We start from the raw sequence: 24,520 nt of genomic DNA, 5'->3' as shown, positions 1-24,520 counted from the left end.
TTCTGTTAATTAATCTGCAGAAATAAAGAAAAGGGATTCAAAGTAATTTTGAATGGGTATAGTAATAAAAATTTTGACACATATTATCGAATATATATGAATGTTGTCAAAAAAACCAACAAAAGTGATGATTCATCCAAAGGAGGAAGCTTATGGAGAATAAAGGTCCGTTTAAAAAGACGATATCCCTATTAGATTTAACATTGATTGGATTAGGGGCTATTTTTGGCTCCGCTTGGCTGTTTGCCGTTAGTAATGTCGCTACGCAAGCAGGTCCTGCAGGAAGTTTTTCTTGGGTTATTGGTGGAGTTATTATTTTATTAATAGGCCTTGTATACGCTGAGCTAGGGGCTGCCTTGCCTCGTACAGGAGGAATTATTCGATATCCTGTTTATTCACACGGTCATCTTGTAGGCTATATGATTTCGTTTATTACGATCGTAGCTTACACTAGTTTAATCGCTATCGAAGTAACAGCAGTGAGACAGTATGTGGCCTACTGGTTTCCGGGTTTAACAAAATCTGGATCTGATTCACCGACGATATCTGGATGGATTCTACAATTTGTGTTGCTTTGCTTATTCTTTTTACTCAATTACTGGAGTGTAAAAGCATTTGCCAAATCGAATATTATTATTTCTATTTTTAAATATTTTGTACCGCTTACGGTAATCGTAACGCTGGCATTTTATTTTAAGTCAGGAAACTTTACGATGGGAGAGTTTGCTCCCGGGGGATTTGATGGTATACAGGCCGCCATTGCTACAGGCGGGGTTATGTTTGCTTACTTAGGCCTTCATCCGATTGTATCGGTAGCTGGAGAGGTGAAAAATCCTCAGCGTAATATCCCAATTGCTCTTGTGATTTGTATCATTCTAGCGGCACTTATTTATACCGCTCTACAAGTCTTATTTATCGGGGCCATTCCATCTGATATGATCACGGGCGGTTGGTCAGGCATTCAAGATAAATTTTCACTGCCGTTTAAAGACATCGCTGTTGTTCTTGGTCTTGGCTGGCTAGCAACACTTGTTATTTTAGACGCTATTTTATCACCGGGTGGTAACGGTAATATTTTTATGAATACAACCTCTAGACTTATCTATGCTTGGTCTCGTAACGGTACGTTATTTAAAACGTTTGCTCATGTGGATAAAAAAACAGGGATTCCACGATCATCTCTATGGCTTTCGTTAGGGCTTTCGATTTTTTGGACACTGCCATTTCCTTCGTGGAATGCACTCGTAAACGTATGCTCTGTTGCGCTTATTCTTTCTTACGCGATTGCACCAATTTCATCAGCGGCCTTTATGGTGAACGCAAAAGATTTGGAAAAGCCTTTTAAATTAAGAGGAATGAGTATAATTGGTCCATTATCCTTTATTTTTGCTTCCTTTATTGTGTACTGGTCAGGCTGGAAGACTATTTCATGGCTGTTAACTTCTCAATTGGTCATGTTTGTTATATATTTGATTTTTGCTAAATATGTGCCTAAAAACGAAGTAAGTCTTCGTCAGCAAATTAAGTCAACTTGGTGGTTAGTTGCTTATTATATCATCATGCTCTTCATTTCTTATATCGGTTCGTTCGGCGGAGGGAAAGGTTTGATCGATACGCCTGTAGACTTAATTATCATAGCCGTCGTATCTATTGGGATTTATTATTGGGCTAAATATACCGGTCTTCCAAAAGCGCTTATTGATTACGATCACCATCCTGAACAGGAAGAAAAAGCACCTGTATAACCTGTAAAGCAGCGATATTCGCTGCTTTTTTCTATGTTATTTGAACATGAATTTCTAAAGTTTGTCGTATAATTTAGTAGGAAAGAAGGAATTAGCACATTATTGTTTAATTAATGTAATGTAACCGTTTTAAATCCAACGCTTGGAGGAAGAGTATGATTGAAAAAATAATAAATTCACTTCGAAAGCGGCTGTGGGAAAACAATAATGTTATAGAAGTGTGTAAAAATGAAGGAGAAGTATACAGAACCACTTGTACTTTTTTTGATGGAGTAAGCAAGAACCAACTGAATGTTTTTGAAGAAGAAATGCATGTATCACTTCCTGAAGACTATAAGCAGTTTTTGCAGCTAACAAATGGGTGTAATTTGTTCATTGATGCTGACAAACAAATAACAGGGAATCTTTATAGCTTAGAAGATGTAAGAGAAACAACTTATAGAAGTCAGAGTCTCTATATGACAATTGGGTCTGTTGGAGAAGAAGAGATTATCATTGACTCCAAAAAATCAGCGCATCCTGCATATATAATAGTAAAAAAGCGGAACGCATCGTTTCAAGATGCACATGTATTACATATGAATTTTCAGAAATGGCTGGATTGTTTTATAGTGAGTCAAGGGAATTGTTTTTGGCACTGGAATGGGCTTTGTAATAAAGTTCATTCAACGGATAAAAAGACGACGGCTCAATAATATTATCTTCTAATAAATAAACGAGCACACTAGTGTGCTCGTTTATTTATTAGAAGGAAGACGTTCCCAACCGTATGCTTCGTCTTCAACTTTAGTTTCTCCAAATTGACTTGTGCGATTCAAGATTTTTTTGCCGCCTAATTTTTTATAAAACTGAACGGCTTTCTTATTTTTCTTCATAGCCCAAATAATCATAGACGTATAGTGCTGATCAGTAAATTCTTTTACTGAATGAAAAAACAGAAGATGACCAACTCCTTGGTTTTGCACTTCCTTGCAAACGTATAGCGCGTATATTTCAGCACCGGACAAATGAGGCTTACCTGCTGAAAAGCCGACAATCTTTTCTCGTTCATCGATAGCGAGCAAAATAAAATGAGAAGGCTCGGTAAGAAAAAAGGACCATTTTTCTGCACTTTGTTTATAAGACAAGCTGTTTAAATAAGCATCAGGTACTAACCCTTTGTATGTAATGCGCCAGCTGTCTACGTATAAACGGGCAACAGAAGGGATGTGAGAGGAAGTAGCTTTGATAATCTTCATTAAAAAGTCTCCTTTTTTAAAATATTAAGGCAGATAGTATAACTTTCAGCCTAAGAATATTATGAAAAATAGATCATAATTTTCCAGTAATTCATAAAATGGTAAAAAAGGTGGTGTTCATTCTCACTCTATCACGGTAAAGTGAGAATATACATTTGTTTTGTTGTTTTAATTTTTGCTATATGTATAATGTCTAACGATCTATTTGTTATTCACCTTTACTAGTCTATCAAATAGTTTTGTTAAAGCCAAAGGGGCATAGGGTAAGTCATGTCAATTCAGCTGCGTTTTGTTTTAACGTATATCAGTATTGTGTTTGTCTTTATTATTTTGCTTTTTTTATCGGGCTTTCTCATTTTCTTCTCTATTACTGGAGACGCCGATTTTGTAAGAAAACTGTACAGTCACTCCTATGAGTATAAATTGTTAACGCCAGAAGAAGAAAATGCATTCTTAGATTTAAAGTTATTGAGTGAAAAAAAACCAGAACAGCTGCTGTGGCCGGAGACGGTTAAAAAATATGAATTTGAAAATATTGATATTGTGATTCAAAAAAACACAGAGGTTGTATATGCTTCAGAATCCATTAAAGGAGAAAACCTTCGTAAATACTTGCCAAAGCATCAAAAAAGTAAAGGAAATCATTCGTATCAGCAGGACATGCTGCGCATAGGCAAGCAGTACTTTACATATATCAACCTTGATTTCCCTTTCTCAAATCAAGAAAAAGGAAGCATTTACGTTTTGCGAAAAATCAGCCCTTATGTAGGCATTATTAATCGAATTTTCCCTTTTTTAATCTTTCTACTATTAATTTTAGTGATTGTGATTATTGGATTTTTAAACTATCTTGTTTCAAGAAGCATTATTAAACCCATTCGTGAATTAAAAGAAGCGGCTGAAAAAATAAAACAAGGTGATCTTCACTTTGAGATCTCTGCTAATTCAAAGGATGAAATTGGCGAATTAACGCAAGCTTTTGAAGAAATGAGGCAAAAACTAAAATCTTCTGTTGAACTGCAAATTCAATATGAAGATAACAGAAAGCAGCTGCTTTCAAGTATTTCACACGATTTACGAACTCCTATTACTTCCATTGTAGGATATGTAGAAGGAATTCAAGATGGCGTAGCTAATACGCCAGATAAGTTTTCTAAATATTTGTTAACGATTTCAACGAAAGCAAAAGACATGAATGCGTTAATCGATGAGCTGTTTTTATTTTCTAAATTGGATTTGCATGAAATTCCATTTGTATTTAAAAAACTTAATCTTTCTGCTTTTATGAAAAGTTATGTGCAAGAGCTTCAGTTTGAAATGAGCGAACATGATATTGATGTTTTATTTTCCGATAATTCTCTAACCACACTGTATGCAAAAGCAGATGCTGAGCAGCTGCGAAGAGTTTTAATAAATTTAACAACCAACAGTATTAAATTTATGGATAAAGAAAGAAAAAGAATCGATATCGTTCTTTCCGCTACCGAAAGCGAACTCATTATTGAAGTGAAAGATAACGGCTCTGGTATTTCACCGGAAGCATTAGCGCATATTTTTGACCGGTTTTATCGGGCAGAACAGTCCCGCAATAGCAATACTGGAGGAAGTGGACTTGGACTAGCCATTGCAAAACAAATTGTTGAACGCCACGGGGGAGACATCTGGGCACTAAGTAAGCTTGGCGAAGGAACAAGTATTTTCTTTTCTTTGCAAAAAATGAATGAAAATGGTGATACACATGAAGAAGATATTGTTGATTGAAGATGAAGTAAGTATTGCTGAATTGCAAAGAGATTATTTAGAAATTAACGATTTTGAAATAGACGTTCAATATAGTGGTGATAAGGGATTAGAAAAAGCGTTAAATGAACATTTTGATTTGGTTATTTTGGATATTATGCTCCCTAAAGTGAGTGGATTTGAAGTGTGCAAGCAAATTCGAGCTGCAAAAGATATTCCAATCATTTTAGTTTCAGCTAAAAAAGAAGAAATCGATAAAATTAGAGGGCTCGGGCTAGGTGCAGATGACTATATTACCAAGCCATTCAGCCCTGGGGAGCTGGTCGCAAGAGTCAAAGCGCATTTAGCGAGATATGAAAGACTCTCTGATAAGCAGGAAAAGCGTATGATTCGTATTCATGGCTTAGCGATTGACACGCTGGCTAGAAGAGTATTTGTGAATGACAAAGAAGTGTTTTTTACAGCGAAGGAATTCGATTTGCTGAAGTTTATCGTTTCTCATCCAAATCAAGTATTAAGTAAAGAACATCTATTTGAAAAAATTTGGGGGTTTGATTCTTCAGGAGACATTTCAACCGTAACAGTTCACATTCGAAAACTAAGAGAAAAGTTAGAAGAAAACCCAGCAGATCCTCAGTACCTAGAAACGGTTTGGGGAGCGGGGTACCGGTTTAATATTTAAAAAAGAGATCCGAACGATTAATCGTTCGGATCTCTTTTTTATTACGTAGTAACGATTCTATGACGAGCTTTAATCTTACTGACGGGAGGTTCGGAGGAAAATATATTTTTTTCACCGATCTTATCGTATAGACCGGTTGACTTTAACATTTCTTTCGGCTGGTGCTGTAAGCCAGAAATAACGACTTGGCTATGCGAATCTTTCAACCGTTCGACCACCTTTGATAGTAAAGCTTCTCCAGATGTATCAATAAAGGATACTTGGCTCATTCGAAGCAATAAAACTTTCGGTTTCGCTTCGACGATGTTATCAAAAGAATCTTCCAGTACTTCAGCCGATCCAAAGAAAAGAGATCCTTGCATGGTATATTCCATCAACTCAGATTTGTTAGCGTTTTCAGATGTTTCCGCTAAAACCTTTGAAATCTTCAGTGATCCGCTCATTCGTTTCACGAACATGACAATAGCTAAAAGTAGACCCACGCCTACACCTGTTGTTAAATCGATTGAAACTGTTAATAAAAACGTAGCTACAAGTACAAATGAATCAGCTGACTTGGTTTTTAAAATATGCGCAAATTCTTTACGCTCACTCATATTCCAAGCCACAAACATTAAAATAGGTGCCATACTTGCCAGCGGAATGTTTGATGCATAAGGAGCCAGCATCACAAGGACCGATAAAACAACTAAGCCGTGTATGACTCCTGATAACGGAGAAGCCGCCCCGTTTTTAATATTGGTAGCTGTTCTGGCAATGGCACCAGTTGCTGGAATTCCGCCAAATAGAGAGGTAGCAATATTAGCAATTCCTTGACCGACAAGTTCTTTATTGCTATTATGCTTGGTTTTGGCCATATTATCAGCAACAACAGCCGATAGTAAAGATTCAATACCTCCAAGCATCGCGATTACGCAGGCAGCCGGAAATAGCATCACGATGTTATCCCATGTTAAATCTGGGAAGCTAAAAGATGGTAGTTTACTCGGAATGGCACCGTAAGTAGAGCCAATCGTTGCAACTTTTCCTGGGAACAGTGTAATGGCTACAAGTGTGGAGACAAGAAGACCTAGAAGGGCACCTGGAATTTTAGGTAAAAACTTTGGCGTTGTAATAACGATAGCTAAACAAATAGCGGCTATGATAACGCTGTAAATGTTAATCGTTGCAATTTTTCGTAGGATTTCAATCATATTTAAATGAAATTCCTCATGTTTTGCAATTCCTTTTAATCCTAAAAAATTAGCGATCTGACCTGAGAAAATAATAATCGCAATTCCTGCTGTAAATCCAATCGTCACAGGGCGCGGAATAAACTTTATAAATTTCCCTAGCTTAAATACTCCGAGAAGCGTAATCATAATTCCAGCCATAAAGCCGGCAATAATGAGGTTCTCATAACCATATTGCATGACAACTCCAAGCAGCACCGGAACAAATGCACCCGTTGGACCTGCAATTTGAAATTTCGATCCGCCTAATATTGAAACCATAATCCCTGCGATAATGGTTGTATAAATCCCATATTCAGGTCTTACACCAGAAGCGATGGCAAAGGCCATCGCTAAAGGAATAGCAACGACCCCAACAACCAAACCGGCGATAATGTCTTTTTGTAAATGCCCTGCTGAATAGCCTTGAAATCGGTTATCTTTTAGCATTCAATAGGATCCTCCTTCATGAGCTTACGGTTTCAGCTCGGTCTTGGGAATAGCCGTTTACAACGACGTCAAGTTTTCCTGTTGAAGGATGAATAACCATTCCAGAAACAAGCACGTCTTTTGGTAATAGAGGGTGATTTCGAATCATATCCACACTGTTTTCGACACTATCCTCTACACATTCAAACCCAGTCAGCCATGATTCTAAATCAATACCAGCATATTTTAGATTACGAATCTGTTCCGTGCTAATCCCTCTTTGTTCAGCAGAGGCTAAAATAGCTTCAGCTTTCATGCCCGTCATTCCACATTCATGATGACCGATGACACATACTTCATCAGCTTGCAAAGCGTAGACGGCAACTAATATACTTCTCATGACGCTGCCAAAGGGGTGGGATATAACAGCTCCGGCATTTTTCACTATTTTTGCATCTCCATTTTTTAGCCCCATGGCTTTAGGAAGTAATTCTAACAAACGTGTATCCATACAAGTTAAGATTACTATTTTTTTGTTAGGAAATTTAGATGTTTGAAAAGCCTCAAATTGATTATTTGTTACAAATTTTTCATTAAACTTTAAAACTTCAGATAGACAAGTCATTGTTTTCCTCCTGCGTTATTTATTTTTAACTTATTTTTTTAGTCTAAAGATAAAGTTTAAAAACGAACTAAATAAAATATTAAAATTTTCTTAAAATATTCAGAAAAAACTTATAAATAAATAGAAATTATATGCGTGAAATTATGTAAGCGCATTCTTTGTTTGTTTCCACGAAAAATAGGAATTATATGTTAAAATGGTACAAAGTTGGAATTTTTTAAAAGAATGGTAGAGAGGAGGAAGGCAAAAGTGAAGGCTCTTATAGCAATAGGCATTATTTTCTGTTGTTTAGTAGGGTGCAGTTCTAATGCCCAAGTCACCAACGACAAAGAAATGGGGGAAAATATTCAGGAATCATTTGCAAAAAAAGGTGTAAGCTCAGTGGATGTATCCAAGTTAAGTGATTTTAAATGGGAAAAAGGATATTTATTCACAAACAAAAGCAAGAAAGCCGACGTAGAAAGACTTGTAAACGCACCGATTAGTGAAGAGGTGATGAAAAAAATATCTTCTGCTAATCAAATGCTTGTGTTTGTACACGAAGGAGAAGTTGTCCGCTATGTAGAACTACCCCAAGATTTCATAGCACATGATAAAAACCAACTTGAATTTTCATTTTCTCATTCGGAACTAAAATTTAATAAAAACAGGGAGGGCAAGCCTATAAAAGTAGGAGATAAAACGTTAAGTTCAGAAGATTCCTTAACTGTAGAATCAATTATGAAACAAATTCAATGGAAAAAAGCTGATTACAGCGTCGCTCTTGACCCAGATGTACAGCTTACTTATGAGGGCGTCGTATACAATGTACGATTCACCTCCGAGAGTGCGGAACTTACTTCTAAAAAAAGAGGAGTGTACGGTAAAGTAACAGGAGAAACAGCACAGCAGCTATATGACATATTGATGTAACCTATTGATTTTTCAATAGGTTTTTTCGTGCACATATTTTTAAGATTTACATAAAATACCTTAATATTATTGACATTAACGTTAACGTTAATCTATAATGAGTGTATAAGTAATTGACGTTAACGTTAATGTTAATGAAAGGTGAGGTGAAACATATGTATTTAATCGATGATGTGACGAAAATGACCGGTTTGACCAAGCGAGCTCTTCGGTATTATGAAGAGATTGGACTCATTTTACCCCCGCAGCGCACAAAAGGAAATGCAAGGATTTATTCCGAAGAAGAGGTAAAAGAACTAAAAAAAGTAGCAGAAGCAAAGGAAGTTCTCGGTTTTTCTTTACAGGAGCTACAGCAGTTTATGTCGCTCAAAAGAATGATTGAAGAAAGAAGTGAGCAGCAAGGGTTATCAGCGAAAGAGATAACGCAAATAGAAAATTTACTGGAAAATCAAATCAAGATGATTGAATTTAAAGTGGTTAAAATGCAGGCATTTAAAACAGAATTAAAAGAAATGCGAGAATCTGCTATGGAAATACATGAAAAAACAAAAACAAAAGGAGAGATGAAAGAGTGGAAGGACAGCATTCAAATAACCGATTAGGTCAAATTATTACGGTAGTAGCTACTTTTTTAGCATTTATGGGAATCGGGGTAGTAGATCCGATTTTACCGGAGATTGCTAAGCAAATTGGAGCTTCTCATTGGCAAGTTGAAATGTTATTTACTTCATATTTATTAATGATGGCTATCATGATGATTCCAGCAGGCATCTTAGCATCACGTGTAGGAGACAAGCGCTTGATGGTAACAGGCCTTATCATTGTGACAATTTTTGCAGCGCTATGCGGATTTTCTAACAATATTCCTCAGCTTTCTATTTTCCGAGCGGGATGGGGACTTGGTAATTCGTTTTTCTTTGCAACAGCTATGACGCTGCTTATTGCATTATCAGGTGAAGTGAAAAAAGCAGTAGGATTATATGAAGCTGCAATTGGTTTGGGAATGGCCGGAGGACCGCTTGTAGGAGGCGTGTTAGGAAACGCTTCTTGGAGATTGCCGTTTTTCGGTACAAGTGCTTTAATTTTTATCGCCTTTATTTTAGTATTAACGATTGTTAAACAGCCTACAAGCACTAAGCCTCGTAAAGCAGCGGGTTTTAAAGACATGGTAAAACTTTATAAATTAAAACCTTTTACTCAAGGCGCTGTATCAGGCATGCTTTATTACTATGGATTTTTTACAGTGTTAGCTTATACGCCGCTTATTCTATCGATCGGAGCTCTTCAAATTGGCTTTGTTTTCTTTGGATGGGGATTATGTCTAGCGTATGGCTCAGCGGTTTTAGCACATCAGTTAGAAAAAAGATATCAGCCAAAACAAGTGTTACATGTTAGCTTAATTGTTTTTTCACTTATTTTAATTTGTTTATTTGCCTTTGATGCAACATGGTTGCGCATTGTTTTAATTATGGCAGCAGGTCTTGTATCAGGACTTAATAATGCATTATTTACGAGTCATGTAATGGAAGTATCTCCTTATGAACGAGGAATTACATCTGGAGGATATAATTTCTTAAGATGGTTAGGCGCAGCGTTTGCTCCTTTATTATCAGGAGTTATAGGCAATGCCGTAGCGCCTCAAGCTCCTTTTCTTGTAGCAGCGATTCTTGGATTGCTAGCTTTTGTTATTATGGTTATAAAAGTAAAAACAACTTCTCAAACGAATGAAGCTGTATCTAAATAAACGTTGAAATAAAAGGCTTTTTCCTGTAAAAAGCCTTTTATTTTGTTTTATGTTATAATAGTAAAAACGTTTTTAATCATAAAAATGAAACTCTTTACCAACTTGTACGTATACTTTATATGTACATAAATTCTTTTTAGGAGCGTGATGCCCATGGCCACCTGTCAAAATTGTAATCATAAATGGAACTGGAGGACAACCTTTAAACAACTGTTAACATTTAGAAACGTTTTAGAATGCCCACACTGTGACAAACAACAGTATATCTCTGCAAAATCCCAAAAGCGATTATCAATCTACTCATTTGCACCCCTTATTATTTGGCTTATTCTCTCACTACTTGACTTTTCCTTTCCATCCATTGTTGTCGCGGAGCTTATTTTCTTCATAGCAGCGGTTATTATGATGCCACTTTCTTATGAAGTAAGCAGCGAAGAAGAACCCTTGTGGTAATAAAAAAACCTTCCGTTAAAACGGAAGGTTTTTTTATGCGGCTTTACCGTCTAGCTGTTGTCCGTGATGGCGCTGATAATATACCCACCCAGCATTCAACAGTAGAAGAACACTCGTTGTTAAGAATACGTAAGGAATTCCTTTAGCTCCGGCAATTTGTCCGCCAATGACTGGACCGGCTAAATTCCCAAAGTATTGCGCTGTTTGATTATAGCCAAACATTTTACCTGTAATCGAGTCCGGCACAATTTTCTTTAAATAAGAATTAATAGAAGGTAATAATCCTCCCATTGCAAAACCGAGTAAAAAACGCAGTAAGAATAGCTGCCAAGTACTATGCACAAAGGCCTGCAAGCCGCAAATAACCGCTACGATAAGCAAGCATATTTGAAGCACATTTTGAGGACCCACGCGATCGCTGACTTTGCCAAGTCTGGATGCAGCTAAAATATTTGAAATTCCTGTTGCCGCTACGACAAAGCCTGAAATAAGGGCAAGATGGTCGGTATGAGTAGACAGTTGTTTTACATACAGTGTAACAATTGGCTGAATAGCCATAACCGCAAGCTGCAGTAAAAAAGTTGTAACAAATACACCAATCACGGCCTTTGAATTCTTAAGAGAAAGTAACCCAATGTTAGACTCTTTCGTCGTTTTCGCCGTCTCTTTTTTGTCTTCTTGAATTAAATTTACAATTAAAAAAGACAAAAACATAAATGCGCCTGTTACGAAAAAGACGTGACGCAATCCAATTGTATCTCCTAAGTAGCCGCCTACTAGCGGTCCTAATAAAGATCCTGATACAGCCCCTGTAGACAACGTCCCTAATGCTTTACCGCTGTGCTCTTTAGGTGTTTGAGTCGCTACTAACGTAATGGCTGCAGAGATGAAGCCGGAAACGGCCCCCATTAAAAAGCGCAGCCCGACAAGCTGATAGACATTTTGCACAAAACCAATAGAAGTCATAACAATTGCCATACCCAAGCTTGCGCGAAGGAGCATAAGCTTTCGCCCGTATTTATCGGCCAAACTCCCCCATAAAGGAGAAACAATAGCCGCCATTAAAAAGGTAGCTCCAAACGCAATACCAGCCCATCTGCTGATGGAGCTTGTATCGTGAACTCCCAGCTTTTCAATATAAAGCGGTAAAAACGGAATAACTAAACTCATCCCGGCTGTGGTGCAAAAAGAACCGAACCAGCAAATGTACAAGTTTCGTTTCCATAATTCCATTCTATTTCCTTCTTTCGTTGTGCCACATAGCGTAAAAACAACAAAAGAGCGAAACCATATGGCCTGCTCTTTTAGCATACATGCAGCATCTTTTTATCGGTTTAAATTATACCATATATCAGAAATATTTAAAAATAAAATGATTCACTTAGTGAACTATTAACGTGAAATGAAAATAGAAGGATGTCTGTGTTTACGCTCCGCTTAGAACATAAAGTGACCCTTAGTTCACTCATTACCTTATGCTGTAACATTAGGGAATATGTAAAGAACTTATGCTTCACTGAAAAATGCGTCAGATAATCTGTCCAAAATATACGTTATATCCACACAGTATTATATTGCGGAAACGAACTTAGCTTACGTAATGAAAGGCAAACAAAATAAAATAGTATCGATGGTCCTTAAGGCAGCTCTTTTAGCCACTACTTTGTACGGATCTATCCGAACAGCTGAAACTGCATGGGCATTAGCAGACATCGGAGTTGGAATAATGGTATGGCTCAATTTAATTGCAATTTTGATTTTAGCTAAGCCTGCTTTCATAACCTTAAAAGATTATCGCGAGCAGAGAAAACAAGGGATAGATCCTGTCTTTTCTCCTGGGAAATTAGGAATTCAAAACGCTGATTATTGGGACGAGGAATATCAGCATAATCAAGATAAAGAAAATGTTTCATAAACTAAAAAAAGCCAACTGGGGTTGGCTTTTTTTAGTTTGTGAAGAAGCTCTTTCGACCGCTTGAAAATGGTAATGATTCGTTCTTTTCGGGTATAATGTGGCGTGAAGCGTCCTCAGTTTATTTTCGTTTGAGCATTTATTTATAATAGAAGACATATAAAAGGACGGTGGTATGTGCATGACTAAAAAAGAAAATGAATCCATTTATATTCAACAGCATTTAGCAAACGAACGAACGTATTTAGCGTGGATTCGAACGTCTATTGCTACACTTGGCATTGGTTTTGTTGCAGGTGGTTTGCATTTTAATTCGGGGGAAAATTTAAGTGAAGCAGCCGATACTCTTATTATTGCTGTTATCATCTTTTCTTTAGCTGCAAGTGCAGGGTTGCTTCTTTTCTCAACCTATCATTATTTTTCAACCCGCAAAAAAATTAACAGCCAAACGTATCAATCATCTCACGCTTTGGTTATTTTTGTTTCAATGATTATGCTGATGCTGATCGGCGCTCTTATGTTTTACTTTTTTAACATAGCGTAAAAAAGTTTAAGATATAAGAAAAAAGGGAAATCAGTCCCAAAGAATTTACGGTTTTATAAAAGAAAAAGAAGATCTATTAATATGGTGGTAATGGCAGAGGTAATGATAATAATATCTTCTTTTACAAACCGGCTGTGTGATTTTACAGGTTAAATTCTTTGTTAACCGCGGATAATGGAAAAGGACAGCTTTATAAGCCGAAAATTATCCAATACATGTTGAACATAAAAATTGAATATGAATTTCACTACACGGTGAAGCGAAAGTAAAGGAGAACGCTGTATGATTCAAACATCTAAGACCGTTGCCGCTCGTTTTTTTACGGAGCGTTTCTTTGATCAGGCTGCTCAAACAGCCTACTATTTTTTGTTATCTTTTGTACCGTTTATTATTTTTCTTTTTTCACTGCTGAGTTTCTTTCCAATTGACACAAACAATTTGCTCGTCTTTATTGAACCATTTACCCCTAAAAGCGCCTACGACGTAATTGAAAGATCAATTGAAACAGTTAACAATAGCGGGAAAAAAGTTTTGTCTTTTAGTTTATTAGCAACTTTTTGGCTCGCATCTATGGCTATACAATCTTTGGTTCGCTCGTTAAATGATGCGTATCATATACAAAGAAAACAAACATTTTTGCGCGGTTTAATCAATGATTTAATTTTGACCTTTGGCTTTATGGTTGTGGTAGCTATTTCATTGTTTGTGCCAATTATTGAAGAAGTCATTCGACATTTGGTGTTAACAAAAGTTCATGTTCCTGATATCTGGTTTCAAAGCTGGACGACGATTAGATGGGGAATCGGGACATTGTTTTTACTGGGCTTTTTTATTCTTTTTTACAAACTGATGCCAAGTGCAAGAGTAACGTGGAAAGATGTACTTCCAGGAGCTGTTTTCTCCACGCTAGGATGGCAAGTTGTATCTACCGGATTTGGATACTATGTCCAGTTTGGAAGCTACTCGCAAATCTATGGTCAGCTTGGAAGTATTATTATTCTAATGGTTTGGTTTTATTTAACGGCCGCTATTTTATTAATTGGCGGTTTAATAAACGGTAATAAGTTCATCAAAGCTCACAAGACAACGTATAGAGACGCGGAAAATGACTAGGGAAACCTAGTCGTTTTTTTTATATTCAGTTTTACAGTTAAAAGGTTTATTAAAAAAATATCGCGGGTAAGTATTGAATATCTCGTTGCCTTTCCTGTACACATAACCAAAAAGCAGTAGGAGTTCACGTTGAGATGAGGTGGAAACTTGAATAATTTTAATCGGTTTTTAATCGCAGTTATTGGAATTGCAGGACTGATTTGTTCCGGTATGTTAGCACTGATGGTTTATAAGGTTCCTCACCTTTCGAACTGGGTAGAAAAGTGGCAGCATCAGGAGTGGTTTTACTACACAATATTGTCAATAAGTGCATTTTTAGCTGTTATTTTTATTATTTTTCTTTTAACAGGCATATTTAGCAGGCCTCCTAAAAAGAATTTAGCAATTGTAACAGGCGAAGGCAAAATAACCATTTCTAAAGCCACGATTGAATCTACAGCTTTGCGAGCAATTAGAAGCTTTCAGGGAATACGCTCTCCTGAAGTCCAAGCATCTATTCATTCTCGTAAAGAAAGAGTTAGTCTATATATTAACTGTTCGCTGTTTGGACGAGATGGACTACCAACACTAGGAAAAGAGATGCAGCTTGAAACAAAACGTGCCGTAGAGGCTTTACTTGAGCTTCCCGTTCACTCCGTCCGCATCGATTTAACAGATACACAAACGCGAAAGAAAGAGCGTGTTGTGTGATGAAGGAGGGACATAATGGGTACTCCAGATAAATTGATTCCATACCGTGGCCGAGTACTTGGTATTCTGGCAGGTTTAGTGTTGGCAATTTTACTATTAACAATTGGTTTTGGCCCCACGCTATTAATCGTAGCTTTTATGGGAATTGGTTATGTGATTGGGAAGTGGCGAGACGGTCATTTAGACATAAACGCTTGGGTAGGATTCTTTACTAGAGGAAGATAGAAAATCACTTTAAGGGAGATGTTCATTATGGCAGTTAATGAAACAAATACAGCAGTAAAATCTCAGGAAAATACACATCAAAATACCTTAACATTTGAAGATCAAGTTATTAAAAAGATTGCTGGAATGGCAGCTAATGAAATTAAAGGGATTTTATCTATGAGCGGCGGATTTATGAGCGGGTTAACAGATCGCTTCCGCAGCACGGAAGATATCACAAAAGGGATTAACGCTGAAGTTGGAGAAAAACAAGTGGCCCTTGATTTAAAAGTAATTGTAGAATACGGAAAAAACGTTCCAGTTATTTTCTCTGAAACTGTTCATAACGTGAAAAAATCCGTTCATGATATGACAGGCTTAGAAGTAGTAGAAGTAAATATGCACGTAGAGGACGTAATGACTCGCTCTGAATTTGAAGCGAAAACGGATCGAGACAAAGAGCAAGAGGCAAAGCGTGATCTCGAATAGAATATAAAAGGTAAACACTTCCATTCATCATATATTCTTTGTATGATGAATGAGAAGTGTTTTTTTATGGGAGGGATAATTCTGTGATTTTGGTTAGTTCCTGTTTAGCAGGTCAAGCTTGCAGATATAACGGAAGCAGTGCCTTAGTTAAGGAAATTGAAGCGCTCATTGAAAGTAAAGAAGCGGTGATGATGTGCCCGGAACTGTTAGGTGGATTTCACACGCCTAGAGAACCGGCAGAAATTATAAAAGGAACGGGAATAGACGTAATAAACGGAAATGCGCGAGTTATTGAACGATCGGGAAAAGACGTGACAGACATATACATAGACGGGGCCTATAAGGCACTGAACATCGCAAAAGAGATAAAAGCTACTGTTATTGTACTAAAAGAAAGCAGTCCTTCCTGCGGAAGTGAACATATTTATAACGGAGCATTTTCAGGTGTTAAAATAGCCGGTGAAGGGGTAACGGCTGCGTTGTTAAGGAAGCATGGCTTTACCGTTATGTCCGAATCTCAATTTGTAGCTAAAATGTATTAAGAACAATCATAATGAAAAGAGGATGGGACAGAACGAAATGAATCCAATCCAAAGACAAACAATTTGGATGCATGATCTGGACTGCTTGCTCGACCGCTGTTGATTTCCGTGCAAGGCTTCGCTTTCCGCGGACGGCCGATGAGCCTCCTCGTCGCTTCGCTCCTGCGGGGTCTCATCTGTTCCGCTGTTCCCGCAGGAGTCTTCACCTTGCCCTCCAATCAACAGCTATAAGTACCTGCGTTCACCGTGATTATAAAAAAACACGAACTATTTATCCATTTTTGATAGATAGTTCGTGTTTCACTTTTATGAAATTATTTTTATCCAATCTCTTTTTGTAAAAGCTTATTTACTGTGAAGCGTATCTGCTGTGCTTTCTGTTCGTGTTACCGCATAAAGAGAGCAGAAAAGACCAAGTAAAACAAAAATAGACCCGACCCAGCCGTTATAAATAACAGAGTATTGATTAACGACAATTCCTCCAACATAGGAGCCAATCGCAATTCCTACGTGTGAAATCGCTGCATTAGTGCTGATTAAAATGTCCGAAGTGTCGCGTGCACTATGAATAATTAAATTGCTTTGAGCGGGTGAGACCGCCCAGCTGAGCGCACTCCAAATAATCATAAGAAGCAAGAACACAACGAGTGGCAAATGAACGCCAAAAGGCATAGCAATCATGCTAACAAAAAAGAGAGCAATCATGGTGATAACAGATGAAGAAGGGTTCCATTTGTCCGAAACGGCTCCTCCAAGTCCTCCTCCTGCCACGGCAGCAAGACCGAAAATACCATAAATAATGGTCACCATCGTTGTATTTAATCCTAGCGTTTCTTGTAAAAATGGTGTGAAGTACGCATAAAGCGTTAAATGGCCTGCAAGTACAAGTAATGTTGCTAGGTGAATAGCGAGCATTTTTTTATTGCGTAAAGCTTTTACCTGAGTTTTTAACGGTACAATTGGAGCAGGAGCTAGACGCTCCATTGTGAACCAAACGGTAATCATAATAATGGCAGTTAAGATCGCAATCATAACAAATACTTGACGCCAGCCAAGCGCATTTCCAATCAAAATACCAAGAGGAATACCCAAAACAAGTGAGCCGCTGATTCCCATAAACACAACGCCAATTGCTCTGCCTTGATATTCAGGCTTTACCATTCTAGAAGCCATTGTGGTAGATAGGACAATAATAAAAGAGCCGCTCGCAGCAGCGAGGATACGCCCGATTAATAGCATATAATAACCTGAACTGTAGGCTGAAAATACATTGCTCAATAAGAAAATAAATAATGTCCACATGTAAACTTTTTTACGCTCTATCTTAGCCGTCACATTTAGTAAAATCGGCGCAGACAAAGCATAAACAAACGAATAAATAGAGATTAAATAACCTGCTTTTGCTAGTGATACATGAAATGCATCGGCAATTAAGTCTAAGATGCCTCCTAGAATTAATTCGACCGTTCCAACAACAAAGGAAGCAATCGCAAGTATGTAAACTTTTTTATTCATCAAAAAACCCCCTTTTTTAAAAAGTTACAACTAGAATAGTAACCTTTTTTAGAGGGGATTTCAATAGGTAATATTAAAAAGGTTACTAATGAATTAGTAACCTTTTTAATATCGCAGGCGAGTAAGCAGCTCCATGATCTCAGAATCTTGAAGAAGCTGCTCTTGATATTTCTTTGTAATATGGGTAAGTGCAACGTCATGGTAAAAGAAATCAGCAAAAACTTTTACAAGCGGCTGCGACATGGTTTTTATTGCTTTCCATGTCTCATGTTCAATGCCGGCAAATAAAAGGTAAGCATCGTCAACAATAATCAACTGCGACGGCTCAAGGTTTTTATGATCATCTATTGGATTTAATGTATGTAAATGTTTGAGGGCAGTCTGCAAGTTTCCTATGGTTAAGACCTCGACGTTTACGCCTTGTTTCTCTTTTTCTTCTAGCAATGAGCGGTAATGTTCTAACTCATCATTCCAAGCGGATAAAATAATAGAAGATTCCGCTTCGTGAATCAATTGTTCGATGTGAGCAGAAATAGAGGATTTATCTTTTAAACTCCAAACATAATCATCCGTAAACGTTTTTTTAATTTTATATGTTTTTAATTCATTAATGTCATTTTCAAAATCAGCAGTAAGTTTTTGAATGACGGTTTGAAGGGCTACTGCTGAATAAAGTTTCTTTTTGCCGGACAATGTATTTACTACAATGCCTTTATCAATTAAACGATTAAGTACTTCATAAATCTTTGCTTTTGGAACGTGCGAATACGTGACAATCGAACTAGCATCCAGCGGACCTTCATTCGCAAGCAACGCTTCATATACTTGACTTTCATACTGTGAAAAACCAAATTTTTGCAGCATAATTCTCTATTCATCATCCTTTCTTTTTTTTAGTATATCACGGTTTGTAAAAGTATTACTAATTGTAATTATATCTTATTAAACTATGTTCTAAATAATTAACAAAAATAAAAAATAGGCTATTAAAGAGTCTTTACTACGATAAAACTATTTTTAATCATATGCTTTCCATACTAAAACACTCATCATCGGGTAAAGAAAAGAAAGAGGTGAAAAAAATGAAGAAAAATGAAAAACTACTGTTGAAAAAAATGAACATAAAACAGCAAAGAGAAGTTGCTGCTCAGCTTGAAGACGTACTGGATTCCTTACTGTCTCTTGAAGAAAAATTATGCTCAGCACCTGATAATAGCGAGTGGCTTTCTTTACAAGCTCAGCTTGAAAAAAGAGAACATGAACTGAAATTCAAGCATAAAATGCTGTGCGAAGAATGGACAGCGCTATAAAAGACAGGCATTTTGTCTGTCTTTTATGGCATCTAAATTTTCATGACCCGGATAGGACTCACCATCAAAATGGCTAAAATAATCATAAGATAAGGATTCACATAATAAAACATGCCAAGCAGTGCGATAATTAGAGCTGGAAAAGGAATAGGCAGACCTATAAAGTAACCTACGGTTGGATTTGCACTAAATTTAGCTAACCTTAATGCGCCCATGCTTGGATAAATCATAAAAGCGAGTACGGTTAGCCAAGAGTGGGGAGAAAGAGTATGAAATAGCATTGCAGGCGCTACGCCAAAGCTTATAATATCAGCCAAAGAATCTAGCTCTACACCAAACTCACTGTTAACTTTTAGCTTTCTCGCAATTTTGCCGTCAAATAAATCGAAAAAAGCGGCTAGAAAAATAAAAAGAGCAGCTAAGCGTTCGTAGCTGTTCATATTAAAAGCTATGGAAAATACGCCGCTTAGCAAATTTCCAATCGTAAAGAGATTCGGAACCCATTTTAACAGTCGAAGCATCAATGTCATACAACCGCCTTTCACAGTGTGTACGATTAGTGTAACTGTTAAATCGCATTATTATGTGAGATACAAGATAAAAAGAAGGTAGTATTGAAAAATTGCTTTCGTTTCTGTAATATATATATATCGTATAATACGATAATAACTAAAAATACGATATAAAGGAGCAGGATCATGAAAGTAGAGGAGTTAAACAGCTATTGGACGTCTATTTATTATCGTTTGCACTATACGCATCAAGAGAAAATTACGCACCAAACCATACGTCTTTTACAGCATATCGACAAATCATCTTCGGTTGGAATAAGAGAAATCGCAGATTATTTAACTATTTCACATAATACGGCATCTGAACATGTAAAGAGAAGCATCGAGAAAGGATATGTGTATAAAAATAGAGATATACAGGATGAAAGAAAAGTAATTCTGCATTTAACAGAAGCAGGAAAAGACATCTTAAAACGGAATTCAAGCTTGGATGAAGAAAAACTATCAGCTATTTTACGCGAAATGACAGCATCTGAAAAACAGCTGATTCAACAGGCTTTTCAGTTATTGAGCGAGCGTGCAGAACATGTATAGTATCATCAAAATTTTAATGTCGGCTCTTATTATTGCAGGGGTAACAGAAATGGCCAAAAGATTTCCGACATACGGTGGAATTGTGGCTGCCCTTCCAATTGTGAGCTTACTAAGTATTATATGGTTATCAGTGCAAGGAGAAAAAAAGGAAGTGGTCAGTCAGTTTACACTAGGCGTTCTGTATGGACTGCCAGGCACTATTTTACTACTTGCTATCGTCTATATTTGCTTAAAAAACTCTCTTCATTTGTTTATGAGTTTATCGATAGGCGTTATGTGTTGGGGCCTGTTTTTAGGCCTTCAAAAAATAGTGATTAAACTAATTAATACATAAACTATTGGAATTTAATTCAATTTTCTGTAAAATGAAAGTCTAAGTAAAAGATAGGAGCTGAGTAGAGTTGAGTGTAGCGGAGAAAAAGTTAGGAATTGACCGAGTTGTTTTTATCGGCAGAACGTTTGAAGAGTATAGAGCTATGTTTAATTTGAATGAAAAGTATTTAAAAGGAAAAAAAGTGTTAGATTGTGCTAGCGGGGCCTGTTCTTTTACTGCTCATGCCTTGCAGCAAGGTACGGAGGCTACTAGCTGTGATATTGCCTATAAATTTACGGCAGAAGAGCTTGAAAAGAAAGGAAGCCTGGATTTAATTCATACGATGAATCAAATGCAGCACGTACAGGAACAGTATGTGTGGAAGTATTTTTCGTCTATTGATGATTTAACTGAACATCGAAAAAGAGCATTAAAAGATTGTATTGCTCATATGAAAAAGAACCCCGAAGCCTATCAGTACGGAGCGCTTCCTAATTTGCCGTTTCAAAAGAACGAGTTTGATTTAACGCTTTGTGCAAACTTTTTATTTATGTACAGTGACAGGTTAGATTATACGTTTCATTTAGAGACTTTAAAAGAACTGATACGCGTTACAAAAGAGGAAGTACGTTTGTTTCCTTTAACGAATTTAAGCGGCAAGATTTCTACCTATTTGCCGCAGCTGTTAGAAGAGATTGCGCCTCTAGTAAAAGGAACAGAAATAGCAGACGTCCCGTATGAATTTCAAAAAGGTGCCAATCAAATGCTGAAAATATATGTATAACAAATGTAATGAAGAGGCTGGGACAAAAGTATTTTAGCCGAAGTGAAAAACGAACCCTTGATCAAACATGTTGATCAAGGGTTCGTTTTTTTCTTTTGTTAGGGTGAACGTATGTTTCATCTGTGTCATTCCTTTTAGCAGTTGATTGGAGGGCAAGGCGAAGACTCCTGCGGGAACAGCGGAATAAGTGAGACCCCGCAGGAGCGGAAGCGACGAGGAGGCTCAACGTCCGCCCGCGGAAAGCGAAGCCTTGCATGGAAATCAACTGTGGCGTCACAAGTGGTTCAGCTCATGTATCCCATTTGTTCGTCTTTAGATTGAGTTCATTTCGTCATGTCTCAACCTCTTTTGACGGTCAAACGTTTTTTGGCAGTTTGAGTATGCTTCGTTATGGTTTCAGATCCAAGGGCTTTAGCTAAACCGAACGAAGGCATATTCACATATACTGATTCATAATTTCCTGCAGGAATGACATACGTTTCATGATAAATGCCCACTGCATTCGTTTTTGAAGCCTGTTTATAAAAAGAATTCCAAGCTTTTAAGTGCTGAGGGCCTTTGGCATAGGAGGTCAATTGATCAACTGACTCCCAATATTGAATCAGGGTGATGGTTCGTAAATTAAAAGATCCTTGCAAAGATAAAAATCCAAGGTTTTTGTTTGCATACAATTCGCGAATCATAGGAGGCATTGCTTTAAATACAGGGAACCATTTGTGTACGGCTGTCCATTTGTTAATGCGCATTCCTATAACAAAGACGACCAAATCCTGACCGGGCTTAGCCATCATACGATTGGAATGAATCATAAATTATGCGCCTCCTCATCATATAATTTATTAATCGTATCTTTGCACCATTCTATCGAAGCACACGTTGTTCGTTTACCGTAGTCTAGGGTAATAAGCCAATACGTTCTGTCGGGAGAAGGGCTGTTAGAAATGCTGTCTTCAATTCCGCAATACATGTGATAGCGTTCAGTTAGTTTCTGCTGAGCGTTTTTTAACTGGGAAATTGTGAGCTGCTTTTCTTGCTGACTACTAAAAAAGAGTTTTAACAAAATTTCATTTCTTTCTGAAGGGAGCTGTTTAATAGGTTCACGCAGCCAATTTTGCAGAACTTCTTTTCCTTTAGTTGTTATGACATACTCTTTTTTATCCGGTTTATCACTTTGAGCAACGGAATTGACCGTTGCTAGTTCATCATTCACAAGCTTTTGTAAAGTGGGGTAAATTTGGCCATAACTAATTTTCCAAAAATGATTTAAACTTCGATCCATTAACTGCTTAATTTCATAACCAGTTCTGCATTCCGTGGTAAGCAGTCCTAAAATTGCATATGTTGTTTGATTTTCCTTCATTTATTTTCCTCACTTATATCTTTTTGATATATATATATTACCATAAACAGGATAATATTCAATAAAAAAACGCGAGAGTTATGCACTCTCGCGTCTAAAAAAAGGTTTGTATTGCTGAACCATCATTTGCGAAGCAGCAATAAATAAAAAGATAAAGCCTCCACACATTAGCAACATGACAGCACCTATTCTCCATAAAAGCTTTGGCATCAGCATATCTCCTTTTTTGAAGTTATTACCTATAGTGTAAAGAATAGCTTGCAAAAATTCTAGTCATAACTAGATATAATTTTATAACTTTTTTAGACTGACTCTTCCTTTGGATCATCTTCATCAAAAATAGGAACTTCTGTATACGCTTCTTCTTTTTCGAAAGCGGAAGAAGAATTCTCTTTATCCTCTTGTGCAGGCTTCGTTTTGTCTGAAGAAATATCTGATTTAGCGTTTTTTAACTCTTCCATATCTTTTTGGATTTGGTCCGTGAAATCCTTTGGTATAGCTCCACTTCCGTATGTAGCTCCGATGTTTAAAGCACCGCCGAGCTCCTTAATGCCAACTTGGCCAATATTGTTGTTTTGTTCGTATTTATCAAGAAAAAATTTATCAATATGAATAGGCGGGGGAGCATTTTCTAAAAGTGCCGCTTTTTGATGAATCAATTTTACTTCTTCTTGAAGGGAAGACGTTCGTTTTAGCATGTCCACCTGTACTTCAGTTAAAAGCGACATACTTCGCTCTAATGCTGAAACTCTTTCATCTAGTTCGGTCATTTTTTCGAGATAAGGAGCCATTTTTTTCTCTACAGATTGTTCTACTAAGCTAGCTATATCCAGATAAGGCACAGCTTCTTTCTTTTTATCGCGAGGGTTTTGCGTGGAGATGATTTGTTCCAATTGCGCTACTTTTTCTTTTAAAAAATGAAGCTGCCGAGCAGTCTCTTGCATGTCTTTTGTATATGGTTGTTCAGTATTTTTGTGAGCACTTCTTTGTGAAGATGAAGAATCGTTGGAAAGCGCTGGCTGAGACTCCAGCTTTTTTTTGAGCATTATGAGAGAACCCATTTGCGGTTCGAGTTTTAAAAAACGGTTCATGTGAACTTCAAGCGTGTTAATACGCTTGATTTGATGTTTGAAGTCCGCTAGCTCAGTTTGAAGATGTTGGTTAGTCTGTTTGGGGTTAAAAAATCCTTTCATAGACATTTCGCTTCTCCTCATCTTGGGCTTATTTCCTCTGTAATCACAGTTAGATAAATACATATTGATTCAGTTTGGGAGTTAATATTAAATTTTTTGCATTTATAAATGCTTATGTGCAGCATTACGTTTCATTCGTAAAACTACTAAACCTTATTCAATATGAATACGCTCTTCTTGAAAAAACTGCCTGTGATAAGAAAGAATAAGCAGTCCATTTTCAAATTTTGCACGTAGATGATGCGCATCTGTAGGCTCAGGCAATTCGATAATTCGGTTAAAATCTCCAGAAGGTCGTTCTTGTACAACAGGTTGCCCTGTAATGAAAGGGTGGGGCGAGCCTTTTAATAGAAGCCGGCTGCCTGAAACAGAAACGTGCAAGTTTTCTTTTAGATAACCAGGCAGGTCAGCGATAACAATGATTTCGTGAGGAGTAACATAAATATCGACAGGCGGAAAATTACTTTTAGGAGCTTGAGGAGCTTGAGGAGCCTGATAAGAATCCGGAGCGTTCATATCCATATTTTCTTTCATAAAGTCGTTAAAAGCAGTCTGATCAAAGACACCGTTCCAAAAGTCATTTGTTTGATATTTTTTAGCAAATTCCATCCACTGCATAAGTTTATCAAAGTCCATATGGTTTCCTCCTTACCACACATCATAAAA

General features: G+C 37.1%; 33 protein-coding genes. 20 read left to right on the top strand and 13 right to left on the bottom strand.

Going from position 1 to position 24,520, the window contains the following annotated elements:
* Positions 1 to 152 precede the first annotated feature (152 nt).
* Together U9R83_RS12870 and U9R83_RS12865 are read left to right on the top strand one after the other, a co-directional pair.
* Positions 153 to 1,745 carry an APC family permease gene (locus tag U9R83_RS12870; RefSeq protein WP_014459840.1) on the top strand — a complete coding sequence of 531 codons (1,593 nt, stop codon included), beginning with the start codon at positions 153 to 155 and terminating at the stop codon, positions 1,743 to 1,745.
* A 155-nt stretch (positions 1,746 to 1,900) separates the two neighbouring features.
* On the top strand, positions 1,901 to 2,440 hold the full coding sequence (locus U9R83_RS12865) for an SMI1/KNR4 family protein (protein ID WP_014459841.1): 540 nt from the start codon (positions 1,901 to 1,903) through the stop codon (positions 2,438 to 2,440).
* A gap of 42 nt (positions 2,441 to 2,482) precedes the next feature.
* On the opposite strand, the gene U9R83_RS12860 is transcribed toward U9R83_RS12865, so the two are convergent.
* Positions 2,483 to 2,983: a GNAT family N-acetyltransferase gene (locus tag U9R83_RS12860; RefSeq protein ID WP_014459842.1), complete on the bottom strand. Its 501-nt coding sequence runs from the start codon at positions 2,981 to 2,983 to the stop codon at positions 2,483 to 2,485.
* A 270-nt stretch (positions 2,984 to 3,253) separates the two neighbouring features.
* On the opposite strand from U9R83_RS12860, the gene U9R83_RS12855 reads away from it, so the two are divergent.
* Together U9R83_RS12855 and U9R83_RS12850 are read left to right on the top strand one after the other, a co-directional pair.
* The gene (locus U9R83_RS12855; protein WP_140452031.1) at positions 3,254 to 4,744 is read left to right on the top strand and encodes a sensor histidine kinase; all 1,491 of its coding nucleotides are present in this window, start codon (positions 3,254 to 3,256) and stop codon (positions 4,742 to 4,744) included.
* Positions 4,722 to 5,405, top strand: a complete 684-nt coding sequence (locus tag U9R83_RS12850; protein ID WP_013057296.1) for a response regulator transcription factor — start codon at positions 4,722 to 4,724, stop codon at positions 5,403 to 5,405. The genes U9R83_RS12855 and U9R83_RS12850 overlap by 23 nt, the downstream gene beginning before the upstream one ends.
* Before the next feature lie 41 nt (positions 5,406 to 5,446).
* Here the strand turns inward: U9R83_RS12850 and U9R83_RS12845 are convergent, their stop codons facing one another.
* Positions 5,447 to 7,066, bottom strand: coding sequence for a SulP family inorganic anion transporter (locus U9R83_RS12845; RefSeq protein ID WP_108674749.1), 1,620 nt, complete (start codon positions 7,064 to 7,066; stop codon positions 5,447 to 5,449).
* 16 nt (positions 7,067 to 7,082) lie between these two features.
* The gene (locus U9R83_RS12840; protein ID WP_013057294.1) at positions 7,083 to 7,670 is read right to left on the bottom strand and encodes a beta-class carbonic anhydrase; all 588 of its coding nucleotides are present in this window, start codon (positions 7,668 to 7,670) and stop codon (positions 7,083 to 7,085) included.
* Between the two features lie 249 nt (positions 7,671 to 7,919).
* Here U9R83_RS12840 and U9R83_RS12835 point away from each other — a divergent pair, with 249 nt between their 5' ends.
* The 4 genes from U9R83_RS12835 to U9R83_RS12820 all read left to right on the top strand — a co-directional run bounded on the left by U9R83_RS12835 (position 7,920) and on the right by U9R83_RS12820 (position 10,779).
* A complete protein-coding gene (locus U9R83_RS12835) occupies positions 7,920 to 8,582 on the top strand; it encodes a hypothetical protein (protein ID WP_115654087.1) in 663 nt (220 codons plus the stop codon).
* A gap of 155 nt (positions 8,583 to 8,737) precedes the next feature.
* Positions 8,738 to 9,184, top strand: coding sequence for a MerR family transcriptional regulator (locus U9R83_RS12830; protein ID WP_042992102.1), 447 nt, complete (start codon positions 8,738 to 8,740; stop codon positions 9,182 to 9,184).
* Positions 9,154 to 10,326, top strand: a complete 1,173-nt coding sequence (locus tag U9R83_RS12825; RefSeq protein WP_014459848.1) for an MFS transporter — start codon at positions 9,154 to 9,156, stop codon at positions 10,324 to 10,326. The genes U9R83_RS12830 and U9R83_RS12825 overlap by 31 nt, the downstream gene beginning before the upstream one ends.
* A gap of 147 nt (positions 10,327 to 10,473) precedes the next feature.
* Entirely contained in the window at positions 10,474 to 10,779 is a 306-nt protein-coding gene (locus U9R83_RS12820) for a TIGR04104 family putative zinc finger protein (protein ID WP_309545610.1), read from the top strand.
* 33 nt (positions 10,780 to 10,812) lie between these two features.
* On the opposite strand, the gene U9R83_RS12815 is transcribed toward U9R83_RS12820, so the two are convergent.
* A complete protein-coding gene (locus U9R83_RS12815) occupies positions 10,813 to 12,012 on the bottom strand; it encodes a multidrug efflux MFS transporter (RefSeq protein ID WP_025751713.1) in 1,200 nt (399 codons plus the stop codon).
* 283 nt (positions 12,013 to 12,295) lie between these two features.
* Here U9R83_RS12815 and U9R83_RS12810 point away from each other — a divergent pair, with 283 nt between their 5' ends.
* From U9R83_RS12810 to U9R83_RS12780, 7 genes are all read left to right on the top strand, one after another.
* Positions 12,296 to 12,694 (top strand): alanine:cation symporter family protein, encoded by a 399-nt coding sequence (locus U9R83_RS12810; RefSeq protein ID WP_308014961.1) that lies wholly within the window; start codon positions 12,296 to 12,298, stop codon positions 12,692 to 12,694.
* 178 nt (positions 12,695 to 12,872) lie between these two features.
* On the top strand, positions 12,873 to 13,235 hold the full coding sequence (locus U9R83_RS12805) for a YidH family protein (protein ID WP_014459852.1): 363 nt from the start codon (positions 12,873 to 12,875) through the stop codon (positions 13,233 to 13,235).
* A 282-nt stretch (positions 13,236 to 13,517) separates the two neighbouring features.
* Positions 13,518 to 14,348, top strand: a complete 831-nt coding sequence (locus U9R83_RS12800; protein ID WP_014459853.1) for a YihY/virulence factor BrkB family protein — start codon at positions 13,518 to 13,520, stop codon at positions 14,346 to 14,348.
* 147 nt (positions 14,349 to 14,495) lie between these two features.
* The gene (amaP, locus tag U9R83_RS12795) at positions 14,496 to 15,038 is read left to right on the top strand and encodes an alkaline shock response membrane anchor protein AmaP (RefSeq protein ID WP_014459854.1); all 543 of its coding nucleotides are present in this window, start codon (positions 14,496 to 14,498) and stop codon (positions 15,036 to 15,038) included.
* A gap of 15 nt (positions 15,039 to 15,053) precedes the next feature.
* Positions 15,054 to 15,263 (top strand): DUF2273 domain-containing protein, encoded by a 210-nt coding sequence (locus tag U9R83_RS12790; RefSeq protein ID WP_028413136.1) that lies wholly within the window; start codon positions 15,054 to 15,056, stop codon positions 15,261 to 15,263.
* 27 nt (positions 15,264 to 15,290) lie between these two features.
* A complete protein-coding gene (locus tag U9R83_RS12785; protein WP_014459856.1) occupies positions 15,291 to 15,731 on the top strand; it encodes an Asp23/Gls24 family envelope stress response protein in 441 nt (146 codons plus the stop codon).
* An 83-nt stretch (positions 15,732 to 15,814) separates the two neighbouring features.
* Positions 15,815 to 16,273, top strand: a complete 459-nt coding sequence (locus U9R83_RS12780; protein WP_042992103.1) for a DUF523 domain-containing protein — start codon at positions 15,815 to 15,817, stop codon at positions 16,271 to 16,273.
* A gap of 6 nt (positions 16,274 to 16,279) precedes the next feature.
* Here the strand turns inward: U9R83_RS12780 and U9R83_RS12775 are convergent, their stop codons facing one another.
* The 3 genes from U9R83_RS12775 to U9R83_RS12765 all read right to left on the bottom strand — a co-directional run bounded on the left by U9R83_RS12775 (position 16,280) and on the right by U9R83_RS12765 (position 18,652).
* On the bottom strand, positions 16,280 to 16,495 hold the full coding sequence (locus U9R83_RS12775) for a hypothetical protein (protein WP_226701284.1): 216 nt from the start codon (positions 16,493 to 16,495) through the stop codon (positions 16,280 to 16,282).
* A gap of 123 nt (positions 16,496 to 16,618) precedes the next feature.
* Positions 16,619 to 17,788, bottom strand: coding sequence for an MFS transporter (locus U9R83_RS12770; RefSeq protein WP_243549409.1), 1,170 nt, complete (start codon positions 17,786 to 17,788; stop codon positions 16,619 to 16,621).
* 105 nt (positions 17,789 to 17,893) lie between these two features.
* The gene (locus U9R83_RS12765; RefSeq protein ID WP_014459859.1) at positions 17,894 to 18,652 is read right to left on the bottom strand and encodes a TrmB family transcriptional regulator; all 759 of its coding nucleotides are present in this window, start codon (positions 18,650 to 18,652) and stop codon (positions 17,894 to 17,896) included.
* 218 nt (positions 18,653 to 18,870) lie between these two features.
* On the opposite strand from U9R83_RS12765, the gene U9R83_RS12760 reads away from it, so the two are divergent.
* Positions 18,871 to 19,098 carry a hypothetical protein gene (locus U9R83_RS12760; RefSeq protein WP_016764339.1) on the top strand — a complete coding sequence of 76 codons (228 nt, stop codon included), beginning with the start codon at positions 18,871 to 18,873 and terminating at the stop codon, positions 19,096 to 19,098.
* Positions 19,099 to 19,130: 32 nt separating this feature from the next.
* Here U9R83_RS12760 and pssA read toward each other — a convergent pair whose 3' ends face one another.
* Positions 19,131 to 19,622, bottom strand: coding sequence for a CDP-diacylglycerol--serine O-phosphatidyltransferase (gene pssA, locus U9R83_RS12755; protein ID WP_181903765.1), 492 nt, complete (start codon positions 19,620 to 19,622; stop codon positions 19,131 to 19,133).
* Between the two features lie 174 nt (positions 19,623 to 19,796).
* Between pssA and U9R83_RS12750 the strand changes: the two genes are divergently transcribed.
* The 4 genes from U9R83_RS12750 to U9R83_RS12735 all read left to right on the top strand — a co-directional run bounded on the left by U9R83_RS12750 (position 19,797) and on the right by U9R83_RS12735 (position 21,622).
* Positions 19,797 to 20,204, top strand: coding sequence for a MarR family winged helix-turn-helix transcriptional regulator (locus tag U9R83_RS12750; RefSeq protein ID WP_014459862.1), 408 nt, complete (start codon positions 19,797 to 19,799; stop codon positions 20,202 to 20,204).
* Positions 20,197 to 20,538: a DUF3147 family protein gene (locus U9R83_RS12745; RefSeq protein WP_028413142.1), complete on the top strand. Its 342-nt coding sequence runs from the start codon at positions 20,197 to 20,199 to the stop codon at positions 20,536 to 20,538. Before U9R83_RS12750 ends, U9R83_RS12745 begins: the two co-directional genes overlap by 8 nt.
* 67 nt (positions 20,539 to 20,605) lie before the next feature.
* On the top strand, positions 20,606 to 21,301 hold the full coding sequence (locus tag U9R83_RS12740) for a hypothetical protein (RefSeq protein WP_042992104.1): 696 nt from the start codon (positions 20,606 to 20,608) through the stop codon (positions 21,299 to 21,301).
* A gap of 141 nt (positions 21,302 to 21,442) precedes the next feature.
* The gene (locus tag U9R83_RS12735; RefSeq protein WP_014459866.1) at positions 21,443 to 21,622 is read left to right on the top strand and encodes a hypothetical protein; all 180 of its coding nucleotides are present in this window, start codon (positions 21,443 to 21,445) and stop codon (positions 21,620 to 21,622) included.
* 17 nt (positions 21,623 to 21,639) lie between these two features.
* On the opposite strand, the gene U9R83_RS12730 is transcribed toward U9R83_RS12735, so the two are convergent.
* The 5 genes from U9R83_RS12730 to U9R83_RS12710 all read right to left on the bottom strand — a co-directional run bounded on the left by U9R83_RS12730 (position 21,640) and on the right by U9R83_RS12710 (position 24,490).
* A complete protein-coding gene (locus tag U9R83_RS12730; RefSeq protein ID WP_014459867.1) occupies positions 21,640 to 22,110 on the bottom strand; it encodes a DUF4188 domain-containing protein in 471 nt (156 codons plus the stop codon).
* Positions 22,107 to 22,661: a PadR family transcriptional regulator gene (locus tag U9R83_RS12725; RefSeq protein WP_014459868.1), complete on the bottom strand. Its 555-nt coding sequence runs from the start codon at positions 22,659 to 22,661 to the stop codon at positions 22,107 to 22,109. Before U9R83_RS12725 ends, U9R83_RS12730 begins: the two co-directional genes overlap by 4 nt.
* 78 nt (positions 22,662 to 22,739) lie before the next feature.
* Complete coding sequence (locus U9R83_RS12720) at positions 22,740 to 22,871, bottom strand: hypothetical protein (protein ID WP_013057274.1); 132 nt, start codon at positions 22,869 to 22,871, stop codon at positions 22,740 to 22,742.
* Between the two features lie 92 nt (positions 22,872 to 22,963).
* Positions 22,964 to 23,860: a hypothetical protein gene (locus U9R83_RS12715; RefSeq protein WP_014459870.1), complete on the bottom strand. Its 897-nt coding sequence runs from the start codon at positions 23,858 to 23,860 to the stop codon at positions 22,964 to 22,966.
* Between the two features lie 147 nt (positions 23,861 to 24,007).
* A complete protein-coding gene (locus U9R83_RS12710) occupies positions 24,008 to 24,490 on the bottom strand; it encodes an Hsp20/alpha crystallin family protein (RefSeq protein ID WP_014459871.1) in 483 nt (160 codons plus the stop codon).
* Between the last annotated feature and the right edge of the window lie 30 nt (positions 24,491 to 24,520).

Origin of the sequence: Priestia sp. LL-8, assembly GCF_036227845.1 — a bacterium.
Lineage (GTDB): Bacteria > Bacillota > Bacilli > Bacillales > Bacillaceae_H > Priestia > Priestia zanthoxyli.
Note: the sequence above shows the minus strand (reverse complement) of the source record. Positions and strands in the feature narration are given on the sequence as shown.

Excerpts from the sequence above, each read along its gene's own strand:
- U9R83_RS12870 (WP_014459840.1), top strand. The coding sequence starts at position 153 with ATGGAGAATAAAGGTCCGTTTAAAAAGACGATATCCCTATTAGATTTA.
- U9R83_RS12865 (WP_014459841.1), top strand. The coding sequence starts at position 1,901 with ATGATTGAAAAAATAATAAATTCACTTCGAAAGCGGCTGTGGGAAAAC.
- U9R83_RS12860 (WP_014459842.1), bottom strand. The coding sequence starts at position 2,983 with ATGAAGATTATCAAAGCTACTTCCTCTCACATCCCTTCTGTTGCCCGT.
- U9R83_RS12855 (WP_140452031.1), top strand. The coding sequence starts at position 3,254 with ATGTCAATTCAGCTGCGTTTTGTTTTAACGTATATCAGTATTGTGTTT.
- U9R83_RS12850 (WP_013057296.1), top strand. The coding sequence starts at position 4,722 with ATGAAGAAGATATTGTTGATTGAAGATGAAGTAAGTATTGCTGAATTG.
- U9R83_RS12845 (WP_108674749.1), bottom strand. The coding sequence starts at position 7,066 with ATGCTAAAAGATAACCGATTTCAAGGCTATTCAGCAGGGCATTTACAA.
- U9R83_RS12840 (WP_013057294.1), bottom strand. The coding sequence starts at position 7,670 with ATGACTTGTCTATCTGAAGTTTTAAAGTTTAATGAAAAATTTGTAACA.
- U9R83_RS12830 (WP_042992102.1), top strand. The coding sequence starts at position 8,738 with ATGTATTTAATCGATGATGTGACGAAAATGACCGGTTTGACCAAGCGA.
- U9R83_RS12820 (WP_309545610.1), top strand. The coding sequence starts at position 10,474 with ATGCCCATGGCCACCTGTCAAAATTGTAATCATAAATGGAACTGGAGG.
- U9R83_RS12815 (WP_025751713.1), bottom strand. The coding sequence starts at position 12,012 with ATGGAATTATGGAAACGAAACTTGTACATTTGCTGGTTCGGTTCTTTT.
- U9R83_RS12805 (WP_014459852.1), top strand. The coding sequence starts at position 12,873 with ATGACTAAAAAAGAAAATGAATCCATTTATATTCAACAGCATTTAGCA.
- U9R83_RS12800 (WP_014459853.1), top strand. The coding sequence starts at position 13,518 with ATGATTCAAACATCTAAGACCGTTGCCGCTCGTTTTTTTACGGAGCGT.
- U9R83_RS12790 (WP_028413136.1), top strand. The coding sequence starts at position 15,054 with ATGGGTACTCCAGATAAATTGATTCCATACCGTGGCCGAGTACTTGGT.
- U9R83_RS12785 (WP_014459856.1), top strand. The coding sequence starts at position 15,291 with ATGGCAGTTAATGAAACAAATACAGCAGTAAAATCTCAGGAAAATACA.
- U9R83_RS12770 (WP_243549409.1), bottom strand. The coding sequence starts at position 17,788 with ATGAATAAAAAAGTTTACATACTTGCGATTGCTTCCTTTGTTGTTGGA.
- U9R83_RS12765 (WP_014459859.1), bottom strand. The coding sequence starts at position 18,652 with ATGCTGCAAAAATTTGGTTTTTCACAGTATGAAAGTCAAGTATATGAA.
- U9R83_RS12760 (WP_016764339.1), top strand. The coding sequence starts at position 18,871 with ATGAAGAAAAATGAAAAACTACTGTTGAAAAAAATGAACATAAAACAG.
- U9R83_RS12750 (WP_014459862.1), top strand. The coding sequence starts at position 19,797 with ATGAAAGTAGAGGAGTTAAACAGCTATTGGACGTCTATTTATTATCGT.
- U9R83_RS12745 (WP_028413142.1), top strand. The coding sequence starts at position 20,197 with ATGTATAGTATCATCAAAATTTTAATGTCGGCTCTTATTATTGCAGGG.
- U9R83_RS12730 (WP_014459867.1), bottom strand. The coding sequence starts at position 22,110 with ATGATTCATTCCAATCGTATGATGGCTAAGCCCGGTCAGGATTTGGTC.
- U9R83_RS12725 (WP_014459868.1), bottom strand. The coding sequence starts at position 22,661 with ATGAAGGAAAATCAAACAACATATGCAATTTTAGGACTGCTTACCACG.
- U9R83_RS12720 (WP_013057274.1), bottom strand. The coding sequence starts at position 22,871 with ATGCCAAAGCTTTTATGGAGAATAGGTGCTGTCATGTTGCTAATGTGT.
- U9R83_RS12715 (WP_014459870.1), bottom strand. The coding sequence starts at position 23,860 with ATGTCTATGAAAGGATTTTTTAACCCCAAACAGACTAACCAACATCTT.
- U9R83_RS12710 (WP_014459871.1), bottom strand. The coding sequence starts at position 24,490 with ATGGACTTTGATAAACTTATGCAGTGGATGGAATTTGCTAAAAAATAT.